Origin of the sequence: Caproiciproducens galactitolivorans (genome assembly GCF_004768785.1) — a bacterium.
Classification (GTDB): domain Bacteria; phylum Bacillota; class Clostridia; order Oscillospirales; family Acutalibacteraceae; genus Caproiciproducens; species Caproiciproducens galactitolivorans.
In genome coordinates this window covers 37,204-63,421 of sequence record NZ_SRMQ01000010.1, presented here as the reverse complement: position 1 = coordinate 63,421, position 26,218 = coordinate 37,204, and the positions used below count along the sequence as shown (strand labels likewise).

General features: G+C 40.6%; 23 protein-coding genes and 1 other annotated feature. Of the genes, 1 reads left to right on the top strand and 22 read right to left on the bottom strand.

The annotated features are described in order from the left end of the window. Window positions 1-32 precede the first annotated feature (32 nt). The 3 genes from leuB to CAGA_RS10140 form a co-directional block, all read right to left on the bottom strand. Window positions 33-1,106 (bottom strand): 3-isopropylmalate dehydrogenase, encoded by a 1,074-nt coding sequence (gene leuB / locus CAGA_RS10150; RefSeq protein WP_135660460.1) that lies wholly within the window; start codon window positions 1,104-1,106, stop codon window positions 33-35. Then, on the bottom strand, window positions 1,093-2,814 hold the full coding sequence (gene leuA / locus CAGA_RS10145) for a 2-isopropylmalate synthase (RefSeq protein ID WP_135660458.1): 1,722 nt from the start codon (window positions 2,812-2,814) through the stop codon (window positions 1,093-1,095). The genes leuB and leuA overlap by 14 nt, the downstream gene beginning before the upstream one ends. Window positions 2,815-2,906: 92 nt before the next feature. Further along, window positions 2,907-3,148: a binding site (T-box leader), on the bottom strand. Window positions 3,149-3,205: 57 nt separating this feature from the next. Further along, a complete protein-coding gene (locus CAGA_RS10140) occupies window positions 3,206-3,910 on the bottom strand; it encodes a histidine phosphatase family protein (RefSeq protein ID WP_135660456.1) in 705 nt (234 codons plus the stop codon). 167 nt (window positions 3,911-4,077) lie between these two features. On the opposite strand from CAGA_RS10140, the gene CAGA_RS10135 reads away from it, so the two are divergent. After that, window positions 4,078-4,782: a helix-turn-helix domain-containing protein gene (locus CAGA_RS10135; RefSeq protein WP_135660454.1), complete on the top strand. Its 705-nt coding sequence runs from the start codon at window positions 4,078-4,080 to the stop codon at window positions 4,780-4,782. Between the two features lie 61 nt (window positions 4,783-4,843). Here the strand turns inward: CAGA_RS10135 and CAGA_RS10130 are convergent, their stop codons facing one another. The 19 genes from CAGA_RS10130 to CAGA_RS10040 form a co-directional block, all read right to left on the bottom strand. Beyond that, a complete protein-coding gene (locus CAGA_RS10130; RefSeq protein WP_135660452.1) occupies window positions 4,844-5,056 on the bottom strand; it encodes a hypothetical protein in 213 nt (70 codons plus the stop codon). Window positions 5,057-5,539: 483 nt separating this feature from the next. Then, a complete protein-coding gene (locus tag CAGA_RS10125) occupies window positions 5,540-5,734 on the bottom strand; it encodes a hypothetical protein (RefSeq protein ID WP_135660450.1) in 195 nt (64 codons plus the stop codon). 252 nt (window positions 5,735-5,986) lie between these two features. Next, window positions 5,987-6,397, bottom strand: a complete 411-nt coding sequence (locus CAGA_RS10120; RefSeq protein ID WP_135660448.1) for a hypothetical protein — start codon at window positions 6,395-6,397, stop codon at window positions 5,987-5,989. A gap of 42 nt (window positions 6,398-6,439) precedes the next feature. Further along, on the bottom strand, window positions 6,440-7,870 hold the full coding sequence (gene glgA, locus CAGA_RS10115) for a glycogen synthase GlgA (protein ID WP_135660446.1): 1,431 nt from the start codon (window positions 7,868-7,870) through the stop codon (window positions 6,440-6,442). Window positions 7,871-7,912: 42 nt separating this feature from the next. Continuing rightward, window positions 7,913-9,028 (bottom strand): glucose-1-phosphate adenylyltransferase subunit GlgD, encoded by a 1,116-nt coding sequence (gene glgD / locus CAGA_RS10110; RefSeq protein WP_135660444.1) that lies wholly within the window; start codon window positions 9,026-9,028, stop codon window positions 7,913-7,915. Beyond that, window positions 9,028-10,251, bottom strand: coding sequence for a glucose-1-phosphate adenylyltransferase (locus tag CAGA_RS10105; protein WP_135660442.1), 1,224 nt, complete (start codon window positions 10,249-10,251; stop codon window positions 9,028-9,030). Before CAGA_RS10105 ends, glgD begins: the two co-directional genes overlap by 1 nt. 21 nt (window positions 10,252-10,272) lie before the next feature. After that, window positions 10,273-12,231 (bottom strand): 1,4-alpha-glucan branching protein GlgB, encoded by a 1,959-nt coding sequence (gene glgB, locus CAGA_RS10100; protein WP_207669573.1) that lies wholly within the window; start codon window positions 12,229-12,231, stop codon window positions 10,273-10,275. A 526-nt stretch (window positions 12,232-12,757) separates the two neighbouring features. Continuing rightward, window positions 12,758-14,005, bottom strand: a complete 1,248-nt coding sequence (locus CAGA_RS10095) for a phage portal protein (protein WP_135660440.1) — start codon at window positions 14,003-14,005, stop codon at window positions 12,758-12,760. Between the two features lie 13 nt (window positions 14,006-14,018). Next, on the bottom strand, window positions 14,019-15,557 hold the full coding sequence (locus CAGA_RS10090) for a phage terminase large subunit family protein (RefSeq protein ID WP_135660438.1): 1,539 nt from the start codon (window positions 15,555-15,557) through the stop codon (window positions 14,019-14,021). A 122-nt stretch (window positions 15,558-15,679) separates the two neighbouring features. Then, window positions 15,680-16,150 carry a hypothetical protein gene (locus CAGA_RS10085; protein WP_135660436.1) on the bottom strand — a complete coding sequence of 157 codons (471 nt, stop codon included), beginning with the start codon at window positions 16,148-16,150 and terminating at the stop codon, window positions 15,680-15,682. 3 nt (window positions 16,151-16,153) lie between these two features. After that, complete coding sequence (locus CAGA_RS10080) at window positions 16,154-16,393, bottom strand: hypothetical protein (protein WP_135660434.1); 240 nt, start codon at window positions 16,391-16,393, stop codon at window positions 16,154-16,156. 103 nt (window positions 16,394-16,496) lie between these two features. After that, on the bottom strand, window positions 16,497-18,323 hold the full coding sequence (locus CAGA_RS10075) for a hypothetical protein (protein ID WP_135660432.1): 1,827 nt from the start codon (window positions 18,321-18,323) through the stop codon (window positions 16,497-16,499). Window positions 18,324-18,637: 314 nt separating this feature from the next. Beyond that, complete coding sequence (locus CAGA_RS10070; protein WP_135660430.1) at window positions 18,638-19,414, bottom strand: hypothetical protein; 777 nt, start codon at window positions 19,412-19,414, stop codon at window positions 18,638-18,640. A gap of 140 nt (window positions 19,415-19,554) precedes the next feature. Further along, the gene (locus CAGA_RS10065) at window positions 19,555-19,788 is read right to left on the bottom strand and encodes a helix-turn-helix domain-containing protein (RefSeq protein ID WP_167875218.1); all 234 of its coding nucleotides are present in this window, start codon (window positions 19,786-19,788) and stop codon (window positions 19,555-19,557) included. A gap of 172 nt (window positions 19,789-19,960) precedes the next feature. After that, on the bottom strand, window positions 19,961-20,800 hold the full coding sequence (locus tag CAGA_RS10060) for a hypothetical protein (protein ID WP_135660426.1): 840 nt from the start codon (window positions 20,798-20,800) through the stop codon (window positions 19,961-19,963). 41 nt (window positions 20,801-20,841) lie between these two features. Beyond that, window positions 20,842-21,327, bottom strand: coding sequence for a hypothetical protein (locus CAGA_RS10055; protein ID WP_135660424.1), 486 nt, complete (start codon window positions 21,325-21,327; stop codon window positions 20,842-20,844). Between the two features lie 2,163 nt (window positions 21,328-23,490). Further along, on the bottom strand, window positions 23,491-23,766 hold the full coding sequence (locus CAGA_RS10050) for a hypothetical protein (protein WP_135660422.1): 276 nt from the start codon (window positions 23,764-23,766) through the stop codon (window positions 23,491-23,493). A gap of 15 nt (window positions 23,767-23,781) precedes the next feature. Then, on the bottom strand, window positions 23,782-25,125 hold the full coding sequence (locus CAGA_RS10045) for an Ig-like domain-containing protein (protein ID WP_167875217.1): 1,344 nt from the start codon (window positions 25,123-25,125) through the stop codon (window positions 23,782-23,784). 13 nt (window positions 25,126-25,138) lie between these two features. Continuing rightward, complete coding sequence (locus CAGA_RS10040) at window positions 25,139-25,489, bottom strand: hypothetical protein (protein WP_243113019.1); 351 nt, start codon at window positions 25,487-25,489, stop codon at window positions 25,139-25,141. Window positions 25,490-26,218: the final 729 nt, after the last annotated feature.

The following is a 26,218-nucleotide window of genomic DNA, read 5'->3' as shown; positions in this document are numbered from 1 at the left end:
ATTTGTATAATTATTGCTATAATATACAGATATTAAAGTATTTTGCAGACAAGATCGCCCATTTCTTCACAGGTTACCTTCTGCATGCCTTCGGTATAAATGTCCGGCGTGCGAGCTGTTTTCAGAATTTCGCAAACGGCATTTTCAATGGCGTCGGCGGCTTCGTATTCTTCCAGCGAATAGCGGAGCATCATTGCGGCAGAAAGAATGGTCGCGAGCGGATTTGCCGTTCCCGTTCCGGCGATGTCGGGCGCGGAACCGTGCACAGGCTCATACAGCCCCGCCTTTCCGGCGCCAAGGCTTGCGGAAGGCAGCATCCCGATGGAACCGCTGATCATCGAAGCCTCGTCGGATAGAATATCGCCGAAGATATTCGAAGTCACAATCACATCGAACTGCTTCGGATTGCGAACAAGCTGCATCGCGCAATTGTCCACATAAAGATTGGACAACTCTATATTAGGATACTCCTCTTTGCCGATCCGTGCAACCGTTTTTCTCCAAAGACGGGAAGATTCCAGCACATTTGCCTTATCTACGCTGCAAAGCCTACCGTCGCGTTTCGAAGCCATTTCAAAGCCTACGCGCGCAATACGCTCAATTTCCGGAACAGAGTATATTTCCGTATCGTAGGCGGCCTCCGCGCCGTTTACCGTCTTTTTGCCATGTTCCCCAAAGTAAATCCCGCCGGTCAGCTCGCGCACGACCAGGATGTCAAGGTTATCCCCGATAATCTCCGTTTTCAGCGGCGAAGCCTCTCGAAGCGGCTTGAAAATGACAGCCGGGCGAAGATTTGCGTACAAGCCCAGCGCGCCGCGGATGCCTAAAAGACCCGCTTCCGGCCTTAAATTGCCAGGCATGCCATCCCATTTCGGCCCGCCGACCGCCCCCAGCAGCGTGGAATCCGCCGCTTTGCATTTATCAATGGTTTCCTGCGGAAGCGGAACGCCGGTCGCATCAATTGCGCAGCCACCCAGCAGCGCTTCGTCGTAGGATATCGCAAAGCCGAATTTTTCCGCAGCCCGGTTTAAAACCTTTACCGCCTGCGTTACGATTTCCGGCCCGATTCCGTCCCCTTTTAACAGTACAATTTTATACGTTTTCATTGGTATCCCCTCCAGAATTGTTTGCTGCGTTCTTTGCGCGGTTAATTGCACAGATAATCCCCTTAATGGAAGCAAGGCTAATATTGTTGTCGATACCGACGCCGAACAACGGCTCGCCGTCCGGACCGGTCAAATGGATATAGGAAACCGCTTTCGAGTCGGCGCCGCTGGAAATAGCATGCTCACGGTAGGAAACAAATTGATAATTCTTGATGCCGACCGTTTCCAGCGCGTGGAAGAAAGCGCTGATGGGGCCGTTTCCCGCGGCGCTGATAGGATGGTCCGCATGCTTAAAGCGGATGACGCCTTCAAAATGCACCTGAGTGTTGCCACTAATATCGTTTTCTTCATACAGCTTATATTTTTTCAGATTATAGGGGTAGTCGACTTCCAGATACGCGCGGCGGAAAATATCGAAAATTTCCTGCGGGCGAAGCTCGCGTCCCGTTTCGTCGCAGGCGGTCTTGACCATCGCGCCGAATTCCGGATGCATTGCTTTCGGCAACTCGTAGCCAAAATACTGCTGCATAACGAACGCCGCCCCGCCCTTTCCGGACTGGCTGTTGATGCGGATAATCGGCTCGTATTCGCGGCCCACATCCGCCGGATTGATCGGAAGGTACGGCACTTCCCAGTATGGCGTCCCGCTTTTCGTCATATAGTCCACGCCTTTTTTGATCGCGTCCTGATGCGAACCGGAAAACGCCGTAAACACCAGGTCGCCTGCGTAGGGGTGGCGCTCATGCACTTTCATCTTCGTGCATTTCTCGTATATTTCACGAATGTCATGTATATGGAAAAAATCAAGCTTCGGGTCAACGCCCTGTGAATACATGTTCATGGCAACGACCATGATATCCGCGTTTCCGGTGCGTTCCCCGTTGCCGAACAGCGTACCTTCCACCCGCTCCGCCCCGGCCATGATTCCGAGCTCGGTAGCCGCCGTAGCCGTTCCGCGGTCGTTGTGCGGATGGATGCTGATGATCGCGCTCTCCCGGTTTTTCAGATGGCGGCAGAAATATTCAATCTGGTCGGCATAGCAGTTCGGGGTCGCCATTTCCACCGTATTAGGAAGATTTAAAATCAGCTTGTTTTCCGGCGTCGAGCCAAGCGCTTCCATCACCTTTTCACAGATCAGGACCGAATTTTCGATTTCCGTTCCGGAAAAGCTCTCCGGTGAATATTCAAAGCGGATATTCGCCCCGCTTTTCCGGATTTCCGCCTCGGTTAGTTCCTTAATCAGCTTGGCGCCCTCCACAGCTATGTCAATAACGCCCTGCATATCCGTTTTGAAAACGACCTTGCGCTGGAGGGTCGACGTGGAATTGTAAAAATGCACAATGACATTCTTTGCGCCTTGAATCGCCTCAAAGGTTTTCTGAATCAGATGCGGTCTTGCCTGGACAAGCACCTGTATGGTCACATCGTCCGGGATGAGATCGCGCTCGATCAGCGTCCGCAGGATTTCATATTCCGTTTCCGAAGCGGAAGGGAATCCGACTTCAATTTCCTTAAAACCGATGTCAACAAGCGTCTGGAAAAACAGCAGCTTTTCCTCTAAATTCATTGGATCGATCAGCGCCTGATTGCCGTCGCGCAGGTCCACACTACACCAAACCGGCGCTTCCCGGATAATTTTGTCGGGCCATTGGCGGTCCGGCAGGTGGATCGGCTGGAACGGAATATACTTTTTGCAGCCTTCATACATCGTCAAACACTCCTTTGTTCGTTTTCTTCGCGTTTACCACAAAAAACAACGGGAACCAGGAAAACAAAAGCCCCGAACACAGCTCTAGCTGTGCTCGGGGCGAATAAACTTATCCGCGGTACCACCCAAATTCAGTTCCGAAAAGGAACCCTCTGTAAGCCTCCAACAAGGCTCCGGCCTGTAACGCTGCCGCTGCGTCCGCTTCTAATGCTTTCCTTTCGAAGACGGAGGCTCCGGGATGAGCTATACACACAAGATTCCGCACCGGCTCGCACCTTTCCGCCGGTTCTCTGCAATGCTTCCGCCTGTGTCTTATTCCCTTCTTTGCCTTTGTAGCATATTAAATTATTTATTATTATATTTTATGCTTTGCCGGTTGTCAAGGACTTTTTTATTTTCCCTCTTTTTTGCCGTATGCCCTGTCGGCAGCTTCACGGGCCAGGTCAATCACCATCCTGCCGTCGTCCGGCGTGGGCACTTCCCTTGGAGGAATGGTGTCGTACACTTCGGCAACCATGGAACGCATCCACAGGCCCGGCGTAATGCGCAGGGAATAGCCGCATCCGCTCTCCGTCATCCAGTCGTAGAAATTGGCCTTCGGAAGGCCGTATGTAGAAAGGATTGACATAATTGTGCCGCCGTGGGTCACAATAACAGCGCTGTCCATTCCGGAACGCAGCATGCTTTCCACAATCCTTTCGAACGAAGCGCACACACGCTGCATAAAAGCGCCCCCGGACTCACCGTTCGGCGGAGTCACCGCCTTTCCGCCTTCCATCCATTCGGAAAAGTGCTCGTCCTGCGCGGCGATTTCCTCCGCGGTCTTTCCTTCCCAATCACCAAAATCACATTCGCGCAAATCGTCCACCAGCATCGGCTGCGCCTCCGGGTACAAAATGCGGAGGGTCTGAATGCAGCGCAGCATCGGGCTGCAATAGTAAAGCTGCGCTTTGGGATACGTATAGAGCCGCTTCAAATTTTCAAGCTGCGCGACTCCTTCGTCTGCAAGCGGCAGATCCGTACTGCCGATATACTGTCCCAGAAGGTTTCCTTCTGTAAGGCCATGACGGATAAAATGGATTGTATAGGACTTCATAACAAGTCTCCTTTTATATGATAAAATCGATTTATAGCTTCAGGATCAAGATAATGGAGGGATTTTCAAACTAGACACGATATCTAGCGGCTTTACAAAGCGTTATATTAGGTATATACTTTACAAGGTGTTAATTTTTTCCACAATTCGACAGGGGATAATTAGATATGAATAACAGCTTTCCGAGAATTATAACTCTACTGCGTAAGGAACGCGGACTCAGCCAGAAAAAAGCCGCCGAGGAATTGGGTGTTTCCCAGGCATTGCTTTCGCATTATGAAAAGGGAATCCGTGAATGCGGACTGGATTTCGTCGTAAAGGCGGCGGACTTTTATGATGTCTCCTGCGATTACCTGCTCGGAAGGTCCCCGCACCGCAGCGGAGCAACCATTAAGGTGGAAGATATTCCGGAGCCGGACGCTATCGGCAAGGAAAATGTATTGAAAGGCAGCCTTCTTCCGGTATTGAATAAAAAGCTGATTGCCAATTCATTGAATATAATATTTGGAATTTTGCAGAAGGCGGGGAACAAATCGCTGACCACCGAGATTTCCGCCTACCTGAATCTCGCCATTTACAAGAGCTTCCGCCTGCTTTATTCCGCGAATCCGAAAAACCCGCAGGGGATGTTCGCGGTCCCGCAGAAGCTGAGCGACGGGCGCTCCAGCGCAGCGCAGGATATTGCGCTTTCAAACGCCAGTTGTGTTGCGGACGGCGAAAGCGTTGAAGACATGAAAGGGTTGGATAAGGACAAGCTCCCGGAGCTTTCCCCCGAAAAAATTTCTGCGGATTACCCGCTGTTCGCTTCGTCCCTCTTTAATCTGATTCAAAACGCCGAAACGCGCATGGGAGCAAAGAAACAAACTAAATAAAATTATAACATAGATGAAACAAATTACAACCGGCCCGCTGAAATTCAGCAGGCCGGTTGCTTTATTTAAAATAGAATTTTACGGCATCGTAAATTACGAAAAGACCCATAGCTGGTGACAACGTTTTCAAAATATAATCGGTAATATACAGTTCGGCTAGAAAATCATCATTCTGAAACCAGCTTCTTGTTAATATGTAGGGCAAAAAAACGATAAAAATGCCGATAATTAGGCCGGTTATTAAAATTACCGCACGAGATGTTTTTGTATTCATTCATACCTCCGAAAAGATTATTGATAACGAACCTAGTAGAATCTGGCGCGATCCTCCACATAGCAATAGCTATAGTGATTAGTTGACCCTGATACACTAAAATTCACTGATGCAGATTGGCCTACTCCAATAGATACTCCGCCGCCACCAGTTGTCGTACCGTTATTAAAAAAAACTCCTTCTACAGTATAAAATATTGTACTAGCATCTTCTAAATTGGCATATACAGTACCGGAAAATTGTTTGGACATATTGCCGTATTTCCTGTTCATATTTATATTAAGGATCTTAAGTATTCAAAAGTGATAATCACCTTCCGACGTTTCACAGTAAAATTTTAATTGCGGTTTATATTCTTTTGTTACCGTAAATGACTCCGTAAATGTACGATAAGTAGAACTTGCTGCCAACACTTTAGCAGAAGTATAAGAATTCTTATTTGGAGTTTCAAGACTTGAGATTACTTGATTTTCCGCTTGCGATTTAGAAATGGTCTTTTGCGATTTCCTCCACGATTTCATTGAAGGTTAATACTCTACTTACAGAAAACTTGGAGTTATCATTCTGAAGCAATTGATTGTTTTTATCCCTCTCAACTGCTAACGCAGGTACTGCAACCGCCAAAGAAATTGCAAATGTTAGAAATAAGCTAATAACGTTTTTTGCAGAGTTTTTCATTTTTTACTCTCCTTTTATTTTTCCGATTTGAATATTACTTGCGTTAATATGCCCATTGGTACCGCCCCCTTTTTCTTAAAATGGAAACCTTTTTTCGATTTCATAATATATAGACAACTTTGGAGGCAATTTGCAACACTTTTTTAAATTGTTTTTATAAATAGTATGAAAATAGCAAAAAAGCCATGGAAAACTCCATGGCTTCGTCTTTTGTCTTTTGGGGCATGGCGCAGGCTACCCCGCGCCCCTGTTTTATTCTATCTGCGCCGCAAGCCGTTCGCCCTTTGACGTAAGGGACGCGTAACCTTTGCGCATATACGGAAGGTTAAAGACCGCCCCCGGCCGCTGGGCGCCTTCCATAACGGTATGGCACAACAGCTCGTAAATTTTGCTTTTGTAATAAACGTCGTAGTCCCCCGAAACCCAGACACGAACCGTATAGTCAATGAAAACAAGCCCTTTTTCCATCAGGCTTTGCAGCGCAGTACCGCGCTGCTTGACCGTTTCCATTGAATCCTGCGGGTCCGTAATCCGCACATAGTTCAATGCAATGGAAACGAGCTCTAGTTCTTCCGAATTGTGCAGTTCCAAACGCACAATCGGATACCGCTTCGCCCGCTTCATTTCGAGCAGGATTTCCTGTTCATCTTTTGTAATATTCAAATGCTGATTCCTCCTGCATTTTCTCGGATCGACCCCCGCAGATCAGGCGTTTTCCTTGATCAGCTCGCGGTACAGCCGGATATACTCGTTTGCCGATCGTCCCCAGCTGAAATCGCATTTCATGGCACGCTCTACCAGAATGTCCCATCCTCCCCGGTTCTGATAACCCTCCAGCGCACGGCGCAGGGCATAAAGCATATCGCCGGAATCGTAGCTGCGGAAGGTAAAACCGTTGCCCTGCCCGTCGCCGCTGTCCTGTATGGAATCCTTCAAGCCGCCGGTTTCCCGGACAACCGGAATCGCACCGTAACGCAGCGCAATCATCTGCGCAAGCCCGCAGGGCTCGCTCTTGCTAGGCATCAGGAAAATATCCGCAGCGGCATAGATTTTGCGGGAAAGCTCCGGAACAAAACCGAAACAGGCGCAAAGCCTTCCGGGATATTTATTCTGCATTTCTTTAAAGAAGTTCTCGTATTCCCAATCCCCGGAACCCAAAATGACAAACTGGACATTGTTTTCCGTCATTAGCCGGTCAAGCGCTTCTTTCACAAGGTCAAGCCCTTTGTGGGGCACCATTCTGGTAACCATCCCGATCAGCGGCGTTTCCGGCTCCTCGCGCAGGTTTAGGCGCTTTTGCAGTTCCTTTTTATTTACCGCCTTGCCAGAACGGTCTTCGGGCGTAAACGGGGCGTAAAGATCCGGATCGTTCGCGGGGTCATAATCCACCGTGTCGATCCCGTTCAGAATCCCGGACAGCTTCCATGTCCTTTCGCGCAGGATGCTATCTAGGTCATGCGAGAACCACGGATCGAGAATTTCCGTTGCGTAGGTCGGGCTGACGGTTGTTACGCGGTTCGCGCATTCAATCGCACCCTTGAGCAGATTAATGCACCCGTCGTATTCCAGAATGGAAATCGCCGATTGGGGAATGCCAAGCACATCCTCAACAAGTTCCTTTCCATACTTGCCCTGATATTGAATATTGTGTATGGTCTGAACGGTTTTTATGCCCTTGTACCAATCGTTATTTGCATAAAAAATACTGAAATAGATCGGAACCAGCGCGGTCTGCCAGTCATTGCTGTGGAGGATATCCGGCCTAAAATCAATATAAGGAAGCATTTCAAGGGCCGCACGTGATAAAAACGCGAAACGCTCCGCGTCGTCGTAATGTCCGTACAGCCCATGGCGCTTAAAATAATACTGGTTGTCAATCAGATAATAAATCACACCGCCGGCTTTTGCTTCGAACACACCGCAGTACTGGCGCCGCCAAGAAACCGGAACGGACAGGCTGGTGATAAACTTCATATTGTCGCGCAGTTCCTGCGGTATATCTTCATACAGCGGCATAACAACCCGGCAGCCAATCAGGCGGAGCCGAAGAGCCTGCGGAAGGGAGCCTGCCACCTCGGCCAGCCCTCCGGTTGCGGCAAAGGGCCTCGCCTCGCTGGTACAATATAAAACTTTCATTGATAAGCCTCCTTAGCTGAAATTTTGGCTGCAACGGGAAGGTCAGACGACGCTTCCCTTACTGATAAAAACCGGATAGGAATGAAATCCGAAAAGGGAACGGTCGTTTTTTATCACCGCGTCTTTATCAATTATTACATAATTCAGGTGACAGTTCGCCCCAATCTCCGTATCCTGCATAACCACACAGTTTTCCAGCTTTGTATTTTTCCCCACATGCACGCCTCGGAAAAGCACGCAGTTTTCCACGGAGCCCTCGATGACACATCCGTCGGCGATCAGCGAATTGCTTACGCTGGAGCCAAGCCCATAGCGGGCGGGCATATCGTCGCGCACCTTCGTAAAGATCGGCCGGTCGGGGTTGAACAGCTCCGCCCGTACCGCCGACTGCATCAGCGCCATATTTGCTTCAAAATAGGCGTTCATCGAGCAGATTGACTGCGTATAGCCTTTGAATTCATAGGCGCAGATTTTGTAGGTTCCGATATTCCTTTGCAGGAAATCCCGCTTGAAATTATATAAGTTCCGGCTGACACAGTCCGCTATCATTTTCATCAGAAGCTCACGTTTCATCAGAAGCATGCTCAAGCCGTAATGGCAAACGCCTTCCGTGTGCGGATTGATCAGCATATCCTTCACGCGATCCTCCTTATCGATCGTGTAAACCGTCGGGTCGCAAATCTTTTCCGGAAGTTTCCCGGTCCGGTAGATGATGGTGATATCCGCGTCATGCTTCATATGGAAGGACACAACATCGGTAAAGTCAATATTGCAAACAACATCGGAGTCGCTCAACAGTACAAACTCTTCCCTGGAGTTCGCCAAAAAGGTATTAATAGAGGCAAGTGATTCAATCCGGCTGTTAAAAACCGTACATTCGCTTGTGAAGGGCGGAAGAATGGAAAGCCCCTCCCTTTTGCGGGACAAATCCCACGCTTTCCCCGACCCAAGATGATCCATCAGAGACTGGTAGTTGCTCTTGGTAATGACACCGACCTTGTTAATTCCCGAATTCACCATGTTGGAAAGCGGGAAATCGATCAGACGGTACCTTCCGCCGAACGGAACCGAACCCATTGTGCGTTTGTCGGTCAGTTCCCGGATCCTTTCCTCATGAATGTCTGAAAAAATCAATCCCAAAACATTGTTTCCGCGCATTATTTCGCCGCCTCCTCTGCTAGTGTTTCCGCGTCTATCATTGCTTTCGGCGGAATGACGGCGCCGGGAGCAATGTTGCAGCCGTCCCCAATCACAGTAACGCCCCACTCGTCCTTATTGGCAATATCCTCAGGGCGCGCGCCGACAACCGCCCCCTTTCCGATCACCGTGTTTTCCGACACGATGGCATACTGTACGACCGCGCCTTCCTCCACGCGGGAGCCCGGCATAATAATGGAATCCTTCACAACCGCGCCCGGCGCAATCGTAACACCGGCGAACAATACAGCGAAATCAATTTCCCCGTATACATTGCAGCCCTCTGCAACGAGAGAATTCTGCACCTTGGCGCCGCTTGCTATGTAGTGCGGCGGCATAACCGGGTTGCGGGAATAAATTTTCCAGTCGCCTTCGTTCAAATCCAAGGGGACATTGGGGTTCAGCAAATCCATATTGGATTCCCAAAGGCTGTCAATGGTCCCTACATCCTTCCAGTAGCCCTCAAAACGGTAGGCAAACATGCGCTCCCCCGCCTTGAGCATAGCGGGAAGGACGTCTTTTCCGAAATCATTAGAGGATTTCGGGTTCGCTTCGTCCATTTCCAGGTACTTGCGAAGCTTGCTCCACGTAAACACATAAATCCCCATGGAAGCCTGGTTGCTTTTTGGAACCTTCGGCTTCTCGTCAAACTGATAGATGGAGCCATCCGGGTTCGTGTTCAGAATTCCGAAGCGGGAAGCCTCGTCCAGCGGAACCTCGAACACCGCAATCGTGCAGTCGGCCCCCTTTTCCTTATGGTAGGCAAGCATCTTGGAGTAATCCATTTTGTAAATATGATCACCGGAAAGCACGACGACATATTCCGGATTATACCGTTCAATGTATTGGATATTCTGATAGATTGCATTCGCCGTGCCTTTGTACCAGTCGGATTTGCGGCTGCGCTGATAGGGCGGCAGCACGCGCACCCCCGCATTCATACTATCCAAGTCCCACGGCTGTCCGCTTCCGATATATTCATTCAGAACAAGCGGCTGGTATTGCGTCAGCACACCGACCGTTTCAATTCCGGAATTCACGCAGTTGGAAAGCGCGAAATCAATAATGCGATATTTCCCTCCGTAGGGTACTGCCGGTTTCGCCAGATTCTTAGTCAGGACGCCCAAACGGCTTCCCTGACCCCCTGCCAGCAGCATGGCAACTACCTCTTGTCTTGGCAACATTTTAATACCCTCCCTAGTAATTCACTTGCTCTTCTTGGATTTCTCCTTGAGCACAGTAGTTTTGGCAGTCTTTTTTGCTTTTCGCCTTTTACATTTCAAAAAAAGGACGGACAGCGGCGGCAAGGTCAATTCAACCGACTGCTGAAAACCATGCATTGCCTTTCGATCGGTATGAATTCCGTCCCCGTTGGTAATCCCGCTCCCCCCAAATTCGGCACGGTCCGAAGAAAAAATTTCCGCATAAGTCCCCTCAAACGGTACCCCAATAGAATAGTGTTCACGCTTAACAGGGAGAAAATTACAAACGGCGATGATTTCATGCCCGCTTGCATCCATCCGGCGGAAGGCGATTACGCTCTGTGTGTAATCATCATTGGAAATCCAGGAAAATCCTTCCCACGTAAAATCAACTTCCCACAAGGGGGCAGTATTCAGATAAAAACGATTCAGCGTTTTCACAAAATACTGTAATTGCCGATGTTTTTCTTCATTTAAAAGCCCCCAGTCCAGCTCTGTTTGATAATTCCATTCGTTCCACTGCCCGAATTCGGTGCCCATGAAAATCAGCTTTTTTCCGGGATGTGCCATCATATAACACATGAAAGCGCGCACGCCTGCGTATTTTTGATCCTCATCCCCCGGCATCTTATTCAGCAACGAACGCTTCCCGTATACGACCTCGTCGTGCGAAATCGGTAAAATGAAGTTTTCCGAAAAGGCATAGAAAAAGGAAAACGTTACATTATCGTGGTTGAATGGACGGTATATCGGGTCAAGTGACATATAATGGAGCATATCGTTCATCCAGCCCATATTCCATTTATAATTAAAGCCCAGCCCGCCGCAGTAGGTCGGTTTGGAAACCATTGGCCACGAGGTGGACTCCTCCGCAATCATCATAACGTCCGGGAAAAGCTCGAACACGGATTCGTTCAGCTTTTGCAGGAAAGCAACCGCTTCCAAATTTTCTTTTCCACCGTTTTTATTCGGGATCCATTCGCCGTCCTTGCGGCTGTAATCCAGGTAGAGCATGGAAGCGACCGCGTCAACGCGGATCCCGTCGATATGATATTTCTCCAGCCAGAAAACCGCGCTGGAGACCAGAAAGCTGATTACCTCGTTGCGGCCGAAGTCGAAAACCAGCGTGCCCCATTCCTTATGCTCGCCCTTACGGGGGTCGGAATATTCGTAGCAGGGCGTGCCATCGAAGCGGGCAAGGCCGGATTCATCCTTCGGGAAATGCGCCGGAACCCAGTCCATAATCACGCCGATCCCCGCCCTGTGGAGTTTATCTACAAAACTCATGAATTGCTTTGGTTCGCCGTAACGGGAAGTTGGGGCAAAATATCCGGTAACCTGATAGCCCCAGGAACCATCGTAGGGATATTCGGTAATCGGCATCAGTTCAATGTGCGTGTACCCCATCTCCTTCAGATAGGGAACCAGCTCGTCAGCCAGCTTATCGTAGGAAAACGTATTTCCGTCCGAATAACGGCGCCAGGAGCCCATGTGTATTTCGTAAATATTAACCGGCTGGTTATAATGCTTTTTCGCAGCCTTATGCTTCATCCATGCGCTGTCACCCCAGGGATAGCCTTCTATGTCGTAATACTTGGAAGCGTTGCCCGGGCGTGTTTCAAAATGGTAGGCATAGGGGTCGCTTTTAAAGGTTTGTTTTCCATCCGCGCTTTCCACACAGAATTTATAAGGCTGGTACTGCTCCATAACAAACGGAAGGTAGCATTCCCAAACGCCGTCGCTGATTTTTTCCATGGGATAAACCCCGGGTTTCCAGTCGTTGAAATCGCCTACAACAGAAACCGCTTCGGCATTCGGCGCCCATACGCGGCAAACCATGCATTCTTTTCCGTCTGCTACAGTCTTATGTGTGCCCATAAACTCGTATGCTTTTATGTTCGTGCCTTGGTGAAACAAATAAAGCGGCAGATTTCCGTCATTGGATTCAGCAGTAATTTGCATGTTAAACAACTCCCCTGGTTTTAATTCCCTTGTCATGATTTTATCATATCACAAATCTGCAAAATAGCAATACTTTGGTGATTTATTTGTAATATTTATTGAGTTGATTCTATATTTTTAGTCATTTTGTTATAAAAATCATACCTTTTGACCCTGTAACAAACAGGGCTGTTCTAAGTATACCATTCTCTTTATGTCGCTTTTTGTGGTACCGGGAGAGTATAAAAAAGTCCCCGCGGTTTGCACCGCGGGGACTGAAAAATCAAATCTTATTCGTGGTCAACTTTGTTCATGTGCTTAATCAGGTCGAGAACCTTGTTGCTGTAACCCCATTCATTGTCGTAAAGAATTTTACAATTTAATATTGAAAAATCCAGCATTCATGCGGCTTTTCGGTCACTTTGTTATTTGCTTTTTGCTTAAAATTAGTGTGCAGTTGTCATAACAGAACAACAACATTTTTTCACACTTTGCCTTAGTTTATCACAAAAAGAAGCGTTTTGTCAAGTGAACAACAGTATCGCTATCATACTTGTTTTTCTTCCTTCAACCTCTGCATTTCAGTAGCAGAATCCACCGTATAAGGTGACTGTTCAATAATACTTTGAATACTGATAGCACCCATATCACGTTGAGTTTTTAATTCATTCATCATATTATTTGTGTCTACTGGTCTGTTTACTGTAAAGGTTATATCAACGCTCTGCATATCTTCATCAGAAAAAGTAATGCCCTGTACGGCTAGTAACTTCCTGAAATATTCAAAACGCTTATACATACCCTCTTTAAGCACCTGAATCATTTGCTTTGCTTTATTATCTGTCTGGCTGAAAAGTAGTTTCAATGATATTTCAGATACATTAGATACATTACTTTGTCCAACTACTGCACTCGGTACTCCTGCAATCGTATATAACTGTTGTGTAAGGCTATCTAAAAGCAATTTGATATTGTTGTAGTCAAGCATTGCAGTTACATATTTGAAGTCCCCACCATCCTCCAGATTCAATGTAGCACCGCAAATATCTCTTGGGATTGAATCTGTTATTCTTTGCCCCATGCTTACCCCTAGCGGATTCATGCTTAATGTAGTAATAGCATCATCAAGTTTAGAAAGCAATTCTTCAATCTGATTCATAATAGGCATCAAATCATTAATCGGACTGTCACCGAAGAAATTGTATTCTGATTTCTCCATACCAATGTAATGAATAGGTAAGCCGCTTAGATTCTTGGCAGTATCCTTTATAATACCATCCTGCCATGTTTCTACACGATCTGGATAATAGACAATGTAATTTTTATGACCGTTCTCCATATCTTCCCAGTATTCAACAAACGAAATATAATTCTCCTGTTCATCATAGACAGGGTAAGAATCTTCATTTGCTATAATGTGAGATTTTATAATTCCATTGTCAAGATAGACATATTCAAAGGCATTACCATAAGTCAAGAGGTCTTTTGCAATTTCATAATCTGTCTTTGTGTAAATTCCTTGCTTATAAATACTATTGAATCTCTTTACTATTTCCGGCTTACCTGTTATGCTTACTGGATTACCAACCACATAACTTACATGGAAATTAATGATTGTTTTCAATGTATTCAGCACTATTTTAGCGGTTTTATAAGTTTCCTCTTTAAACTGAAAATCTGGTCTTTGAAGCACCTTATGTAACCTCAAAAGATACTGCTTTATATCAAGGACATTACTAATTCTTTTCATATGCTCGGTTTTATATATTTCATTTTCAAACCATAACTTGTCCATTTTATCACCCTTCCTAAATGTAATTAACGCCGGATTTCATTCCAACAATAGCAAACCCCATAGACATACACAGATCGTCATGCTGTCCGATTATTGCACCCATTTTACCATCTTTAAATTGGAATACTTTCATTTCTGATAGCAAGTCTTTACTCTTTATAACTATCTGATTTGTTTCAAACAGTTCTACAAAGTCATTAACTAGAATCGGTTTTGTTTTGGGATTCGTTACAAATCCAACCTTTTTCTTTTTCATGCCCCTTGCATCATATTCAACGTATTTATACATATTACTGTAATGATATTCATTCTTCAATTTATCGACAACAACATGACCTGCGCTGGCTTTCTCCACCACTAATAAAGCACGATTATAATAAATACCTATATCATTTACCAATTCCGCAAATTGGAATGGCTTAATCTTATTACTCTTGAATTCTGCCATTTGGATACCATCAGCAGATAGGACTTCAATAGCACTATAATCTTGTGACATACCTTCCCCAGTATCTACACCTATGTAATATTTCTGTCCTATCTTGGGAGTATCCCATATAGTCAATTCTCTGCCTAACCACGGGCATAAACTTAATGGCAATTCTTTCGGCTTACTCTGAATTGGTTTTATATCACCAATATATTGCAAGCGTTCATGTATCATCTTTGAATTGAATATGTTACTGCCTGTGCTTACAAATGCTTCTAATGCAGTAGCAGGAAATTCCTGTGCAAATGCTTCGGGACTACTATTAGCAATCTTTAATCTTCTCCATACTAACTGTTCAATAGTAGCACCTTGCGACCTTAGAATCTTTTCTGTATCGTCAAGTTCTGTTTCATCCGGCAATACTCCATGAATTTCAATATATCTATCTGAAAATTGCTTGTATTCAGTAGCAAACATCATCTTGTCATTTATCCAACTAAAGAAAAACGGCTTATACATATTTTCTTTGCGTTCTGCCTTATTCCATAGGCTTTGAAAATAATTCATACCGTTTGCAGTAGATTCAAGGATTATCTGACCGTTTGGAGTTAATGCTTGTTCAATAGCAAGTAACTGTTTTTCAACTGTATCCTTCATAAAAGCCACTTCTGAAAGGTGTGCATAACGGATTGTTGCACCTCTGGCAACATCTTTATTACCGCAAGTAGCAACTACCACCTTGCTGCCATTAATGAAGCGTAGTTCTTTTTTATTATTGGCTATGATTGGTATTCTGATTGCTTCCGGCATATTGAAGTATAATTCCTTTAATTTATCGAATATCTGTGAAGCGGATTCAATTGAATAGGACATTAAAAGACAGGTTGTATATGGCTTTGTACTGGCAAGATATATACTCTTTGCACAGGATAAAGTTGTAATACCTAACTGGCGGCTTTTGAGTACAATATTGTATTTGTCCATATTTTCAAGCAGATATTTTTGTTGAGGATTCAATTCAAATTTGACTACATTTCCGCTCTTATCTACTACCTTCATAAAATTCTGTATGTAAAGTATTGGATTACTTATAATCTTTTTGAGTTTACTCTGAACTGTCATTTTAACCCCCTTTCTACATTAATAAATAAGGATTATAGAGCGCATAAAAAAGCAGGTAGCAAATTATACTACCCACTGATAAAACACGCTCTACAACCCCTAAAACATAATATAACTATATATTATTCTTCGTTTAAATCTTCATCAGATACACCTTGCAGAATATTAAGCAATTCACTTGATTGTCCATCTGCAAAGAATTTCTCTGAAAAGTCCGTAAATGCCTTGAAAGCGTTTGTATCCTCTTTTGCTCTGTCAAAATAGATATTGTAAAGTTCAATCATTTTCTTTTGATGAAGCCGCTTTAAAAGCCATTTAACCGCCGTTTGAACATTTTCCTCTGTAAGCCAATTCTCACAATTGTTTTCTGTTACTCCGGCAGTAAATACCTTGTAATTATTTTTCAGATCATCAAATGTCTTTAGATTCTGGTTAGGTAATAGTTGCGGAGCATATCGCCAAATTATGTAATATGATTTTGTATCCGTTTTTACCATGCTTTTTATTTTGCTGAATACACTTACTTCCTGCGACGTGCTTTTTCCTACTCCATATCCATCTTTCTTTGTAATAGATTGCTTTGTCCTTGCCATATGTTAACCACCTAATTTCTTAAGAATCAAATTTAGCTTATCATTTATCCTATCGACCTTATCTTCAATAGCACAGATTCTATTCCATTCCATTTTCTTTTGAATGTACTGCATTTCACGAATAACGTCATTGATATTATTAATTTCGCTATCAAGCGAAGCAACACAATGTTCAACGGCTGCATGATTTTCCTCACATATGGTTTCATTGTTTTCAATAGCATTGTTTAATTCTTTATTCATAATAAATACTTCCTTTCATAATTTGAATTTCATATATCAGAAAAAAGGTGATAGTAATAAAGAAGATTATATACCTTCTTTCTATCACTATCACCTTTTTCCATTACGCATTTATAATCACTGAACTTTGTCCTGCAATATCATCAGGTAAATTGTATTTTTGCTTATTTAACTTATTTGCTCTAATCATTTTGAATTTACCAACATTAAGTATCTCTTGAATACTTCGTTTCCATTGTAATTCTGTTTGTCCTTTCCCTCTAATATCAGATTCAAGGCAATATCCTTGTCTATTGATGATATTACAAAGTTGGTTTATTAATTCAATAGTGGCATTATCTGACTTTTCAGAAGTGCCTTTTTTATTCTCAAATTTGTATTGAGGATAAACCTTATTTGCTGTTTCCTCTCCAAAAGTCCGAAGCACATATTCTTTGCTAAGTCCTTTAAGTGAAATATGATTATCTTTTAATGTTTTGGCAATTTCTTCACTATTTTCAAACTGCAAAACTCCATATTCAGGAAAACTATAAAAATTAGTAATTTTCTTGAATCCATATTTAGCGGCAATATGTTTTGCTTTATTCAATTCCTTTTCTGGAATCGTTTCTGCTGGAAGTTTTTCAATTATATTGAGCAAAGCAAATAATGTAAGTGACTGCGCTAAAGTATTCATATTGCTTTTTATACCACACACGCTAAGTAAATTCTTATAACTATCAAAGAAAATTGGTCTTTCCATATTTTGCATATTATCATTTACATACTGTGTGAAGTGCAATAACATTTTTTGAATATGTACTTTACGGGTTCTAATTAATTTTGATAATGTTGGAAACTGTAAATCAAATTCTTCTGAATCAAGATAATTAGCATTGTCAATTAACATCTGCTGTTGTTGTTTCACCCAATCGGACTTTTCAAGTTTCAGATTATAAACGGATTTTATAAATTCGATTGCTTGACTTTTCTTGCATTGTGCTAACTTCTCTGTAATTCCTATAATGGTATAGCACTTATTGCAGCCAAAACACTTATATACTTGTGTTCCATCATCAGTAGTATAAATATGTGCAGAAGGTGAATCATCTTTATGTTCTGGTAGAATACAATTTACATATCCATCAATACCTAAATATTCCGATAAATCAATAGAATTAATATATTTATACAAATCTTTCTCATTCTCAAATGATGTTTGCTTAAAAGGGTACCTAATAGAAGAAGGTAATATATCTTCTTTATTAGGTACCCCTTTTAGTAACTCTTTCATTACATCTACATTTAATGCTCTAATTGCTTCAATTTTAAGTGCCATATTCTCGTTTGATTCTGTATTAGAATATAAATCTAGTTTTTTTTTACATGGTTTTGGCGTAACCATTGAAGAACCCAAAGTTGGGGACTCCTTATAATACTTATCAATAATTTGCTGTGCATTAATCCTTTTATTATAAGAATCACAAATTAGTGACTTCCCACCGAAGAAGATTCTAGTACAATCCTTTGTTACATTATCGGATTTATCAAATATAGAAATAAGAGTATTCTGTAATTTGTTTCTTGTTTCAACATCAGTTATAACTGTATCGGTACAAAATACTAATCTGAAATGGTGTTCCTGCTCCGTATGGCTGAATGAAGTATAACCAAAGCAAGGGTATATATTTAATTGAGAGCATCTATTTAACTGCTCCTGAATTGTTGTATCGTGGTCAAAATCCAAAGCAAATATTTGTTGGCTTATCCAGTCCTTTGATTTTGTTCCATCCAGTAAAGCAGGTTTGAATGTTGCTCCGTTGCTTAAACCCTCTGCCAATTCTTCAATAGTAATATCTGTTTTTGCAAGGTTCTTTTGTACCTCGGCTACTTCATAACCTTTAGGTTTATTTGCGAATTTTTTACTATAATACATACATTTGATCGTCATTAATTAATCACATCATCCTTTACAATATAAAAGGACTACCCTGTTTTGGGGTAGTCCTAGATAATTTATTTTTACTTAGTTTCAAATGAAACTTACTTATTCTTGATCTGGTCTTTTATATTCGCTCAATGCCTGTCTGATTTCAGGTGTAGCATCAAATACCCAAAAGTTACATCTGCAACCTTCATTAAAGCATTTGAATAAATATCTGAATCCATTGTCTTTCAAATAGAGCATCTTCCGGCAAGAGTAAACGATTATAAATCGTTCGCTAATTGATTTCTGAATTTCTTCCTGTGTTTGTGTTTTCATATTTATACTGCCTTTCTGCAAACTGAATATTTGTCTTTATAACATTCCGCTGCGGTAATGATTGAATCAGGATTATTACTATAAATTGACCTTAATTCATATGTACTCATGTTTTGTCTTTTCACTGGTTGTACTAATTCAAATTCATACTTAGGAATTCCAACATTCAAGTTACAATGTAAATGATTATCTATCATGGTTATGGATTCATTCAATCCATATTTGCTGATAAAATCCACAAAATACTGATTATCATGCTCCTGTAATAATGGGAGCAAATACTTGTCCATATCAAGCATTTCATACCAATAGATATTGACATCTTTGTATTTGCCGCCTTTATTGTAATAACCGATATACCAACCATCTATACAAAGTAATGTAGTCAATGATTCTTCATTGTATTTGGATAAATCCCTATTGAATAGGGAACAAAGTAAAGCCAATGTACTGCCATTAAATTTCTTATAGTAAATATTAGTAATGATATTCGGATTGATAGATTCAGGATTATCTATAAATGTAAAATGGTTATCGAATGTTTTACATCTGGTAACACTCAAATCTATAAATATGGGTTCCTTTCCTTCCGACCGTTCTGGATTCAAATATAATCCACTATCGAGAGAATAAAAGCCGCCTATTGTAAGTCCAAATAAATGCTTTAAAAGTTTGCATGAATAGTAACTGTCAAAATCATTTGATAATACCATGTAATATTTATCTGGGTTTAAATCCTTATACCATTCTGGAAATTTGTTTAATAATTGTTCTTTCATATTCTTGTTTTCACAAGAGTATTTACAGTTGGTTCAAACGATAATTATTTATCTCCCATAGGGTTTACTGTTTATGATCATTACTCCCCTCTACCTGTAATGCCATAAAATACTTCATTGCTTAATTCCTCCTTCGATTTTCATTTATTTGTTGTTGGTCTACCAATTTGTTTTTGAAGTTCGCCACTTGCTTTCTTTGCAAAAGCAATGTTCATAGCATCAATAATTTGCTTGTAGTTATTTTCTGTAAAATACTTTTTGCCTTGCTCAATCTGTCCTATCAATTGCGGTGATACATCACAAAACTTTGCTACATCACGCAAGGACAAACCTTTGTACTCTCTGATTTCTTTGAATTCTTTTCCTGTTATCACGTTTGATTTTCCCCCTTTCATTGAGATATAAAGGTATGGCTATTTTGACCACTCCTTTTCTATACCTGCTGAATCTTGTTTTTATCAGTAGATATAGAAAAAGCCGGAGCATCTATTGACACTCCGACCTTTATAAAGATTATTTAAACATTAAGGAAAATTTTCCTGAAAGTTAGGCAACTGTCTTTCTAAGTACGACAACACCCTTATCATCAAGAAGTTTTGTAGCATAAAGAGAAGAAGCCACAACATCAGTTGCAAGCAGAAGTGCCTGACGGCTTTCCTCAAGGGTTACATTCTTCTGGAATACATAACCGAGGGCATCTTTTTTGATAATATAAGTTTTTGCTTCTAACTTTGTGGAATCCCATGTACCGTTATTTGTAACGATAACAGGAATACCGAAATAATAACCGATAACACCATTTTGGACTAAACCATTACCATTTGTCTGATAGGTTTTTGCGGTATTAACAAATTCGTCCATACCTGCAAAGCTAGAGCGAAGTTTAGCATTGATGATAATAGCGGCAAAAGAATCCGTATCTACAGAATCGCCAAAATTATCAATACCTGTCTGCAATTCAGCGGAAGTGATTTTATCAGCGGCGGCAACTGCACTCTTAAACACAGCAGTATCACAAGCGGCAGCAAGGTCTGTATCAATTTGTTTTGCCATAACATCACTTACCTGCATAACAATTTTGTCCTGCAATACACCTTTTACCTGTGCTTTGTCTTTATCATAAATACGGAAAGCAGAGCCGATATATTTGATTTCTGCGGTAGAATCGCTCATATCAAGTTCAGCCGGAGTAAGGGCAGTACCCTTAACTACATTCTCTACAACTGCGGTTCTCTTGATTTTTGGGAAGTGCATTGTATCACCTGCGGTTTTAATTTCCGGCACAAGGCTAGAAGCATCGAACGCAACAGAACCAAAACGAAGTGTAGTACCTAATTTTTCATTTACTGCATCAGAGAAAATTTCAGGAATAAAAATAGTAGCCATAATATATACCTCTTTCTTTCATTTAATAATTGTTTGTTTTCTTACTGCATGAACTTTTTAGCAAGTTCAGGATTGGAATTATAAAATTCCTGTTTTTCGTGATAACTCATTGAGTGCCATTTGTCTTTTGACATTTGAACGTTGTTGTTATGTCCTGAAGGTTTAAAGCCGGAAGATTCAACCTCATGATTTATAATCTTCTGGAAATATGTACTGAATGCTTCAATGTCAATATCGTCTTTGAGATAGTCGGCAAATGACTTATCAATGTTTTTAGCGGTCAATGATTCAAGCAAATTCATTTTCTTTTCCCTTGCTTCAAGTTCCTTGACACGCTTTTCATAATCCAGTTCCGCATCTGTCTTATCAGCAGGTGTAAGTTCCTTGATTTTATCCTCAAGAGCCTTAATTTGTTTTGAATAACTGGTACGGAGTTTATCCTCTGCGGATTGGATTGATTTTTGATATTCTGTTTTCGTCATAGTGACATTTTCTTCTTGCTGAACGTTGGTATTTTCTTGTTCCATAATTAACCTCTTTCCTGTTATGTACTCAATCCCTGTATCGCTGAAACAATGAGCCAGTTATTGAATATCATCCCATTATGTTATTTGTGTGTATAGAAAAACCCTATGGAAAACTTTCCACAAGGTTAATCACTTGTTTTGTCTGGTACTTGTTTTTATACTATTTGCTTTCTTTCTGCAATCAGGACAGTATTTTGTATTGTGTCCATCAATAGGATAAAAGGAATCACACATAGCACATGACTTATAGGTTGTGTTATCAATAACTACCTTTATGGTTGTGTGATCTTCACCAATAAATGCATAGTCATTGATTCGCTCGTACTTCATTTGAGATTACACCCTTCTTTTTTAAATTTTAAAGTATAGTTTCTATCCCTAAGTTAAGGATTTTTGAAAATGCTTAAAAGCCGCATGGCTCTAGGAGTTTGAGATTTATAAAGATTAAATTGTGCTTAGGACATTCTTTGCTTTATTTGATTTTAAGTCAAAAAAATATATAACAGTAGGAAATCATTATTTATGTATTTCCATACTGTATATATAGCGGTACAACAAAAAGTCCTAAAGTCGGCATGGCTCTAGGAGTTTTAAGCAATTTTTATTCAATTTGTGCTTTGGAATTTTTAATTTGTTAGCGTTACAAAAAAAGGCTATTCAATTAAAAAGTTCCACAAGACTTTTTCTTTACCAATATTATATAAAAAACAAAAAACTCCCAGAAGCCGCATGGCTCTAGGAGTTTTAAGGGTTTAACTTTTAATTTGCTACGTATTCCAAGTTACTTTTTCTGACGTTTCCTCCACTCATCTCTCCATTTGTTTTGACGCTTAATATCTCTTTTGTGCTGACACTCTGCACAACGAACTGTTTGGTTATCCTTAGCATACGAATATGATATAGTATATTGGGATATTTACTATTTCTTTTACCAATATTATATAAAAAACAAAAAACTCCTAGAAGTCGCATGGGTACTAAGTTTTTAAGGGTTTAACTTTTAATTTGTGCTATACAGATTTTTTCTTTACCAATATTATATAAAAAACAAAAAACTCCCAGAAACCGCATTGGTACTAAGTTTTTAAGAGTTTAACTTTTAATTTGTGCTGTATAAAATACTAATTTTTATGTTTTTCCATACTGTATATATAAAGGGAATGAAAAAACTCCCAGAAGCCGCATGGCTCTAGGAGTTTTAATGGTTTAACTTTTAATTTGTGCTTAGGACATTCTTTGCTTACGCTTAGATTCTCTCCACAACTGTTGCAAATGTATATGTTGACATTTATCACAACGTACTGTTTGATTATCTTTTGGAATACGAATATGATATAGTATATTGGGGTATTATATAAACTAATTGATTAAAAATTAATCTCTACCTTATCATATTAGGAATTTACATATATAAAAATTAAAACTCCCAAAGTCCGCATGGCTCTAGGAGTTTTAAGAGTTTAACTTTTAATTTGCTACGTATTCCAAGTTACTTTTTCTGACGTTTCCTCCACTCATCTCTCCATTTGTTTTGACGCTTAATATCTCTTTTATGTTGACATTTATCACAACGTACTGTTTGATTATCCTTGGAATATAATTTTATTAATCTTCCGCAATCAACACACTTGATAAATTTCCCATCATTGCAATACTTCATATATTCATAACCCAATTCTCGAAAATCATTTTAAAACAAACGTCTAGTATATTAATATCTCTTACCATATATATGAAAATTAATACTATGCCGATAATATTTGATATTTGCTAGGCTTAAAGCCGATTAACTTTAGATTTGTTAGCGTAACACTTTTAATTTGTGCGTTCTACATTTAAAATATTTGATGCAGTTCTCCATAGTTGACGAACTAATTTAAAATTAGTAAATTAGTAAAAATGGCTTTATACTGCGGTTTGTTAATGTTTTTGATAATAATTACTAAAAATAAAAAGTCCAGAAAACCGCATGGTTACTGGACTTTTTCAATATTTTTATAAAAATAAAAACCGTCTTAATCTTTATGGTTATCATAATATTTTTTATTACGAATAGATTTTAACCTTCTATCTGCTATTTCTTGACAGTCATCACATCGTTTCTTATTTTTTACACCAACTCCAATTAAAAACAAACTACCACAATCAATACACCGTTTATATTTAATTCCCCTGTACTTTAGTTTCCACCTTCATTTCCACTATGGAAAGTCGTTGGTTCATATTATCCAATGTGGTACTCATTTTATCCATGTTCTTGCTGATTTCAGTAAGTACATTATTTTGATCTTCAAGGTGCTGCATAAGTAATTGTTCCCTTGCGGTTGAATCATTTGTAACCTTATTCACAAAATGATAGACAAACCAACCCAAACCGATACAAGCGGCAATAGGGAAGCCAACTGTACTAATAATCTGTGTAATTGCCTGAACGTCCATTTATTTCACCTGCCTTTATATTAGAGAAACAATCTTGACTTGTAACGTTGCACTACAAGTATGGTTTGAATCTGCCAATGTTACATTAATGTACTGACCTATCATAGCCGTTTTGTTTGCCGCAGTAAGTGTAATTGTCATACCGCTTGTTGTGTATGTAATATTGCTTTCATAACCAGTAGGGGGAATAACAGTCCATACAGGTGTTATTCCTGTTTGTTCTGTACTACCTTTCCAGAAATGAGCAGTTAAGGTTTTACTCATACCTACTTTAATTGTTGCCGCACTTGGAGATGTAATAGTACAAGTCATATTTTCGGCTTGCGTTACTGTCACTGTCTTTGTAGCAGTAATATTTTGTTCTGTCCATGTGGCAGTAAAGGTTACACTACCTGCAATTAAGAAAGTTACTTTACCTGTACTGTCAATTGTGGCAACCGTTGTATCAGAAGAAGTCCATGTTATTGTTGCCGTAGAATCCGTTGTACCATTCTTCTGTGCTATTGCCGTAAGTGTAGGAGTATCAGCAGTTGTATAGGTATCATTAGCGGTAACTACTAATGAATATACATCTGGTTCTACAATTGAAATTTCTTTTGTGCCGCTTACATTTTGTGTTGTCCATGTTGCGGTTATTGTTACGTTGCCATCACCAACAAATTGAACAAGTCCTGTATTGTCTACCGTTGCCAGTGATGTATCAGAAGAAGTCCATACAAAAGAAGCATTATTAATAATCGTACTATCTTCCTTTGCCGTTGCGGTTAATTGAGCAGATTCTCCCCTATGATAAGCATCATTACCAGTAACCGAAACAGTATAGGTATGTGTTGTTTGAGTAACTTCACAATACAAGTGTTTTACATTATCCTTTGAAATTATATTGTCTATCTTCCAATGTCTGCCTACTGCATCAAATGTGCTGTCAATAGCCAGTGATTGAATCAAACTAGGTTCTGCAATAATGTGAATATCACCGCTGACAAGAGAAATTACATTATTATTCTGTGTTAATCCATTTGTAATGTCATAGGCATATACTGGCACATTTATTTCTGTACCGTTTGTTATTGCGTGAAGTATAGCGTTTGTTTCAATTAAATCGGACTTATAATAAATATCATTTTCCGGCGATTCTTGATTCAAGGTAAGAAAATGCTTATTACCATATGTTAATAACTGTCCGGCATGAATTCCTTCAGATACAGGATAGAATATTGTCAACTTGTCTTGTAGTTGGTTTGTATCGCTATTACGCTTAAATATGACAGTATAGGGCGTGTTATCTGAATAAGATGTAATTACCTTACCTTCACGTTTAAGAGCGTCAGTAAAGGCAGAATTAAGCGTATTATACATTCTTCTGCCCCCTTTAGTTATGATACATGAAATTGAATTGTGATTCGGTTGTACCTGTGCTGTCTGGAATAGCAAGGATTTTCTTTTCAATATCATCAAGCCGTTTCTGTAAATATTGATATGCTTGTCCTGTAGTAGTGAATTCTGTTTCAATAGAACGGAACAAATCAAGATTATTAGCAAGTGAATCCAATACATCATAAACGGTCTGGAATAACTGCTTTTTCATTGTTGCGGCTGCATAGGTATCTGTAGCCGTTAGGTTATTCTCTGAAAGATATATGGTATAGGCATCATCTGAATAATAATCCTTGTTATTCAATTCCATTTTGAGGCGATCTAGGACAGTAATTGAAGTAGCCATTATATCAAGTCCTTTCTAATAGTGTTTTTTATAAGCAGGAATAAGTAAAAATAAAGTAAATTCAAGAGAAAAGGGTTTAGGGGTATAATTTCATAGGTGAAAAGTTTAGTTGAAATTTATATGTTTTTTATAATGAATTTATTGTAAGTTGAGGTGGGTAAAATTTTGCCCTCCTTAAAATTTTTGGGTACGTTTAAAGATATGCAGATTTGTATACCCTCATATTTGAGGGACAGGTGCACGAAATTTCATGCTCCTATTTAACATAAGGTATGTGAAAATTTTCTCCCCCTAAAACGTACCCTAAAATTTTTGTTGGCAGAAAAAAAGTGAGTTAGCTATAGCACATTCTGAGAAAAAGGGGGTACTATTATCCCCTATATCCCCTATCCTACAATGTATATTTTATGTATAAAACACTCATTACTTCCCTGTGTTGGACACACAATCATCAAATAAAATCTTTATTTCATGTTGTTAAAATGCCGAAAATATCAGGTAAATTGCTGTGTTTATACCCTTTATCCTCTGTCCTAATCACAATATATGGTATATGTCATTATTATTAGTCATTATATACAAGTAATTCAGCACATTATACCCTATTTATTAGATATTATATACAATTACAATTATCCAAAATTCATATTTTGTATAATTACCTATTGCTAACTCATGAATTAGGCCTAATATTAGTGCCGATTCGGAAGATAATCAGTAAATGTATAA

What these genes read in the sequence shown, in the direction of transcription:
- leuB (WP_135660460.1), bottom strand. Translation starts at nt 1,106, where the DNA reads ATGAAAACGTATAAAATTGTACTGTTAAAAGGGGACGGAATCGGGCCG.
- leuA (WP_135660458.1), bottom strand. Translation starts at nt 2,814, where the DNA reads ATGTATGAAGGCTGCAAAAAGTATATTCCGTTCCAGCCGATCCACCTG.
- CAGA_RS10140 (WP_135660456.1), bottom strand. Translation starts at nt 3,910, where the DNA reads ATGAAGTCCTATACAATCCATTTTATCCGTCATGGCCTTACAGAAGGA.
- CAGA_RS10135 (WP_135660454.1), top strand. Translation starts at nt 4,078, where the DNA reads ATGAATAACAGCTTTCCGAGAATTATAACTCTACTGCGTAAGGAACGC.
- CAGA_RS10130 (WP_135660452.1), bottom strand. Translation starts at nt 5,056, where the DNA reads ATGAATACAAAAACATCTCGTGCGGTAATTTTAATAACCGGCCTAATT.
- CAGA_RS10125 (WP_135660450.1), bottom strand. Translation starts at nt 5,734, where the DNA reads ATGAAAAACTCTGCAAAAAACGTTATTAGCTTATTTCTAACATTTGCA.
- glgA (WP_135660446.1), bottom strand. Translation starts at nt 7,870, where the DNA reads ATGAAAGTTTTATATTGTACCAGCGAGGCGAGGCCCTTTGCCGCAACC.
- glgD (WP_135660444.1), bottom strand. Translation starts at nt 9,028, where the DNA reads ATGCGCGGAAACAATGTTTTGGGATTGATTTTTTCAGACATTCATGAG.
- CAGA_RS10105 (WP_135660442.1), bottom strand. Translation starts at nt 10,251, where the DNA reads ATGTTGCCAAGACAAGAGGTAGTTGCCATGCTGCTGGCAGGGGGTCAG.
- glgB (WP_207669573.1), bottom strand. Translation starts at nt 12,231, where the DNA reads ATGCAAATTACTGCTGAATCCAATGACGGAAATCTGCCGCTTTATTTG.
- CAGA_RS10095 (WP_135660440.1), bottom strand. Translation starts at nt 14,005, where the DNA reads ATGGACAAGTTATGGTTTGAAAATGAAATATATAAAACCGAGCATATG.
- CAGA_RS10090 (WP_135660438.1), bottom strand. Translation starts at nt 15,557, where the DNA reads ATGACAGTTCAGAGTAAACTCAAAAAGATTATAAGTAATCCAATACTT.
- CAGA_RS10085 (WP_135660436.1), bottom strand. Translation starts at nt 16,150, where the DNA reads ATGGCAAGGACAAAGCAATCTATTACAAAGAAAGATGGATATGGAGTA.
- CAGA_RS10080 (WP_135660434.1), bottom strand. Translation starts at nt 16,393, where the DNA reads ATGAATAAAGAATTAAACAATGCTATTGAAAACAATGAAACCATATGT.
- CAGA_RS10075 (WP_135660432.1), bottom strand. Translation starts at nt 18,323, where the DNA reads ATGACGATCAAATGTATGTATTATAGTAAAAAATTCGCAAATAAACCT.
- CAGA_RS10070 (WP_135660430.1), bottom strand. Translation starts at nt 19,414, where the DNA reads ATGAAAGAACAATTATTAAACAAATTTCCAGAATGGTATAAGGATTTA.
- CAGA_RS10060 (WP_135660426.1), bottom strand. Translation starts at nt 20,800, where the DNA reads ATGGCTACTATTTTTATTCCTGAAATTTTCTCTGATGCAGTAAATGAA.
- CAGA_RS10055 (WP_135660424.1), bottom strand. Translation starts at nt 21,327, where the DNA reads ATGGAACAAGAAAATACCAACGTTCAGCAAGAAGAAAATGTCACTATG.
- CAGA_RS10050 (WP_135660422.1), bottom strand. Translation starts at nt 23,766, where the DNA reads ATGGACGTTCAGGCAATTACACAGATTATTAGTACAGTTGGCTTCCCT.
- CAGA_RS10045 (WP_167875217.1), bottom strand. Translation starts at nt 25,125, where the DNA reads ATGTATAATACGCTTAATTCTGCCTTTACTGACGCTCTTAAACGTGAA.
- CAGA_RS10040 (WP_243113019.1), bottom strand. Translation starts at nt 25,489, where the DNA reads ATGGCTACTTCAATTACTGTCCTAGATCGCCTCAAAATGGAATTGAAT.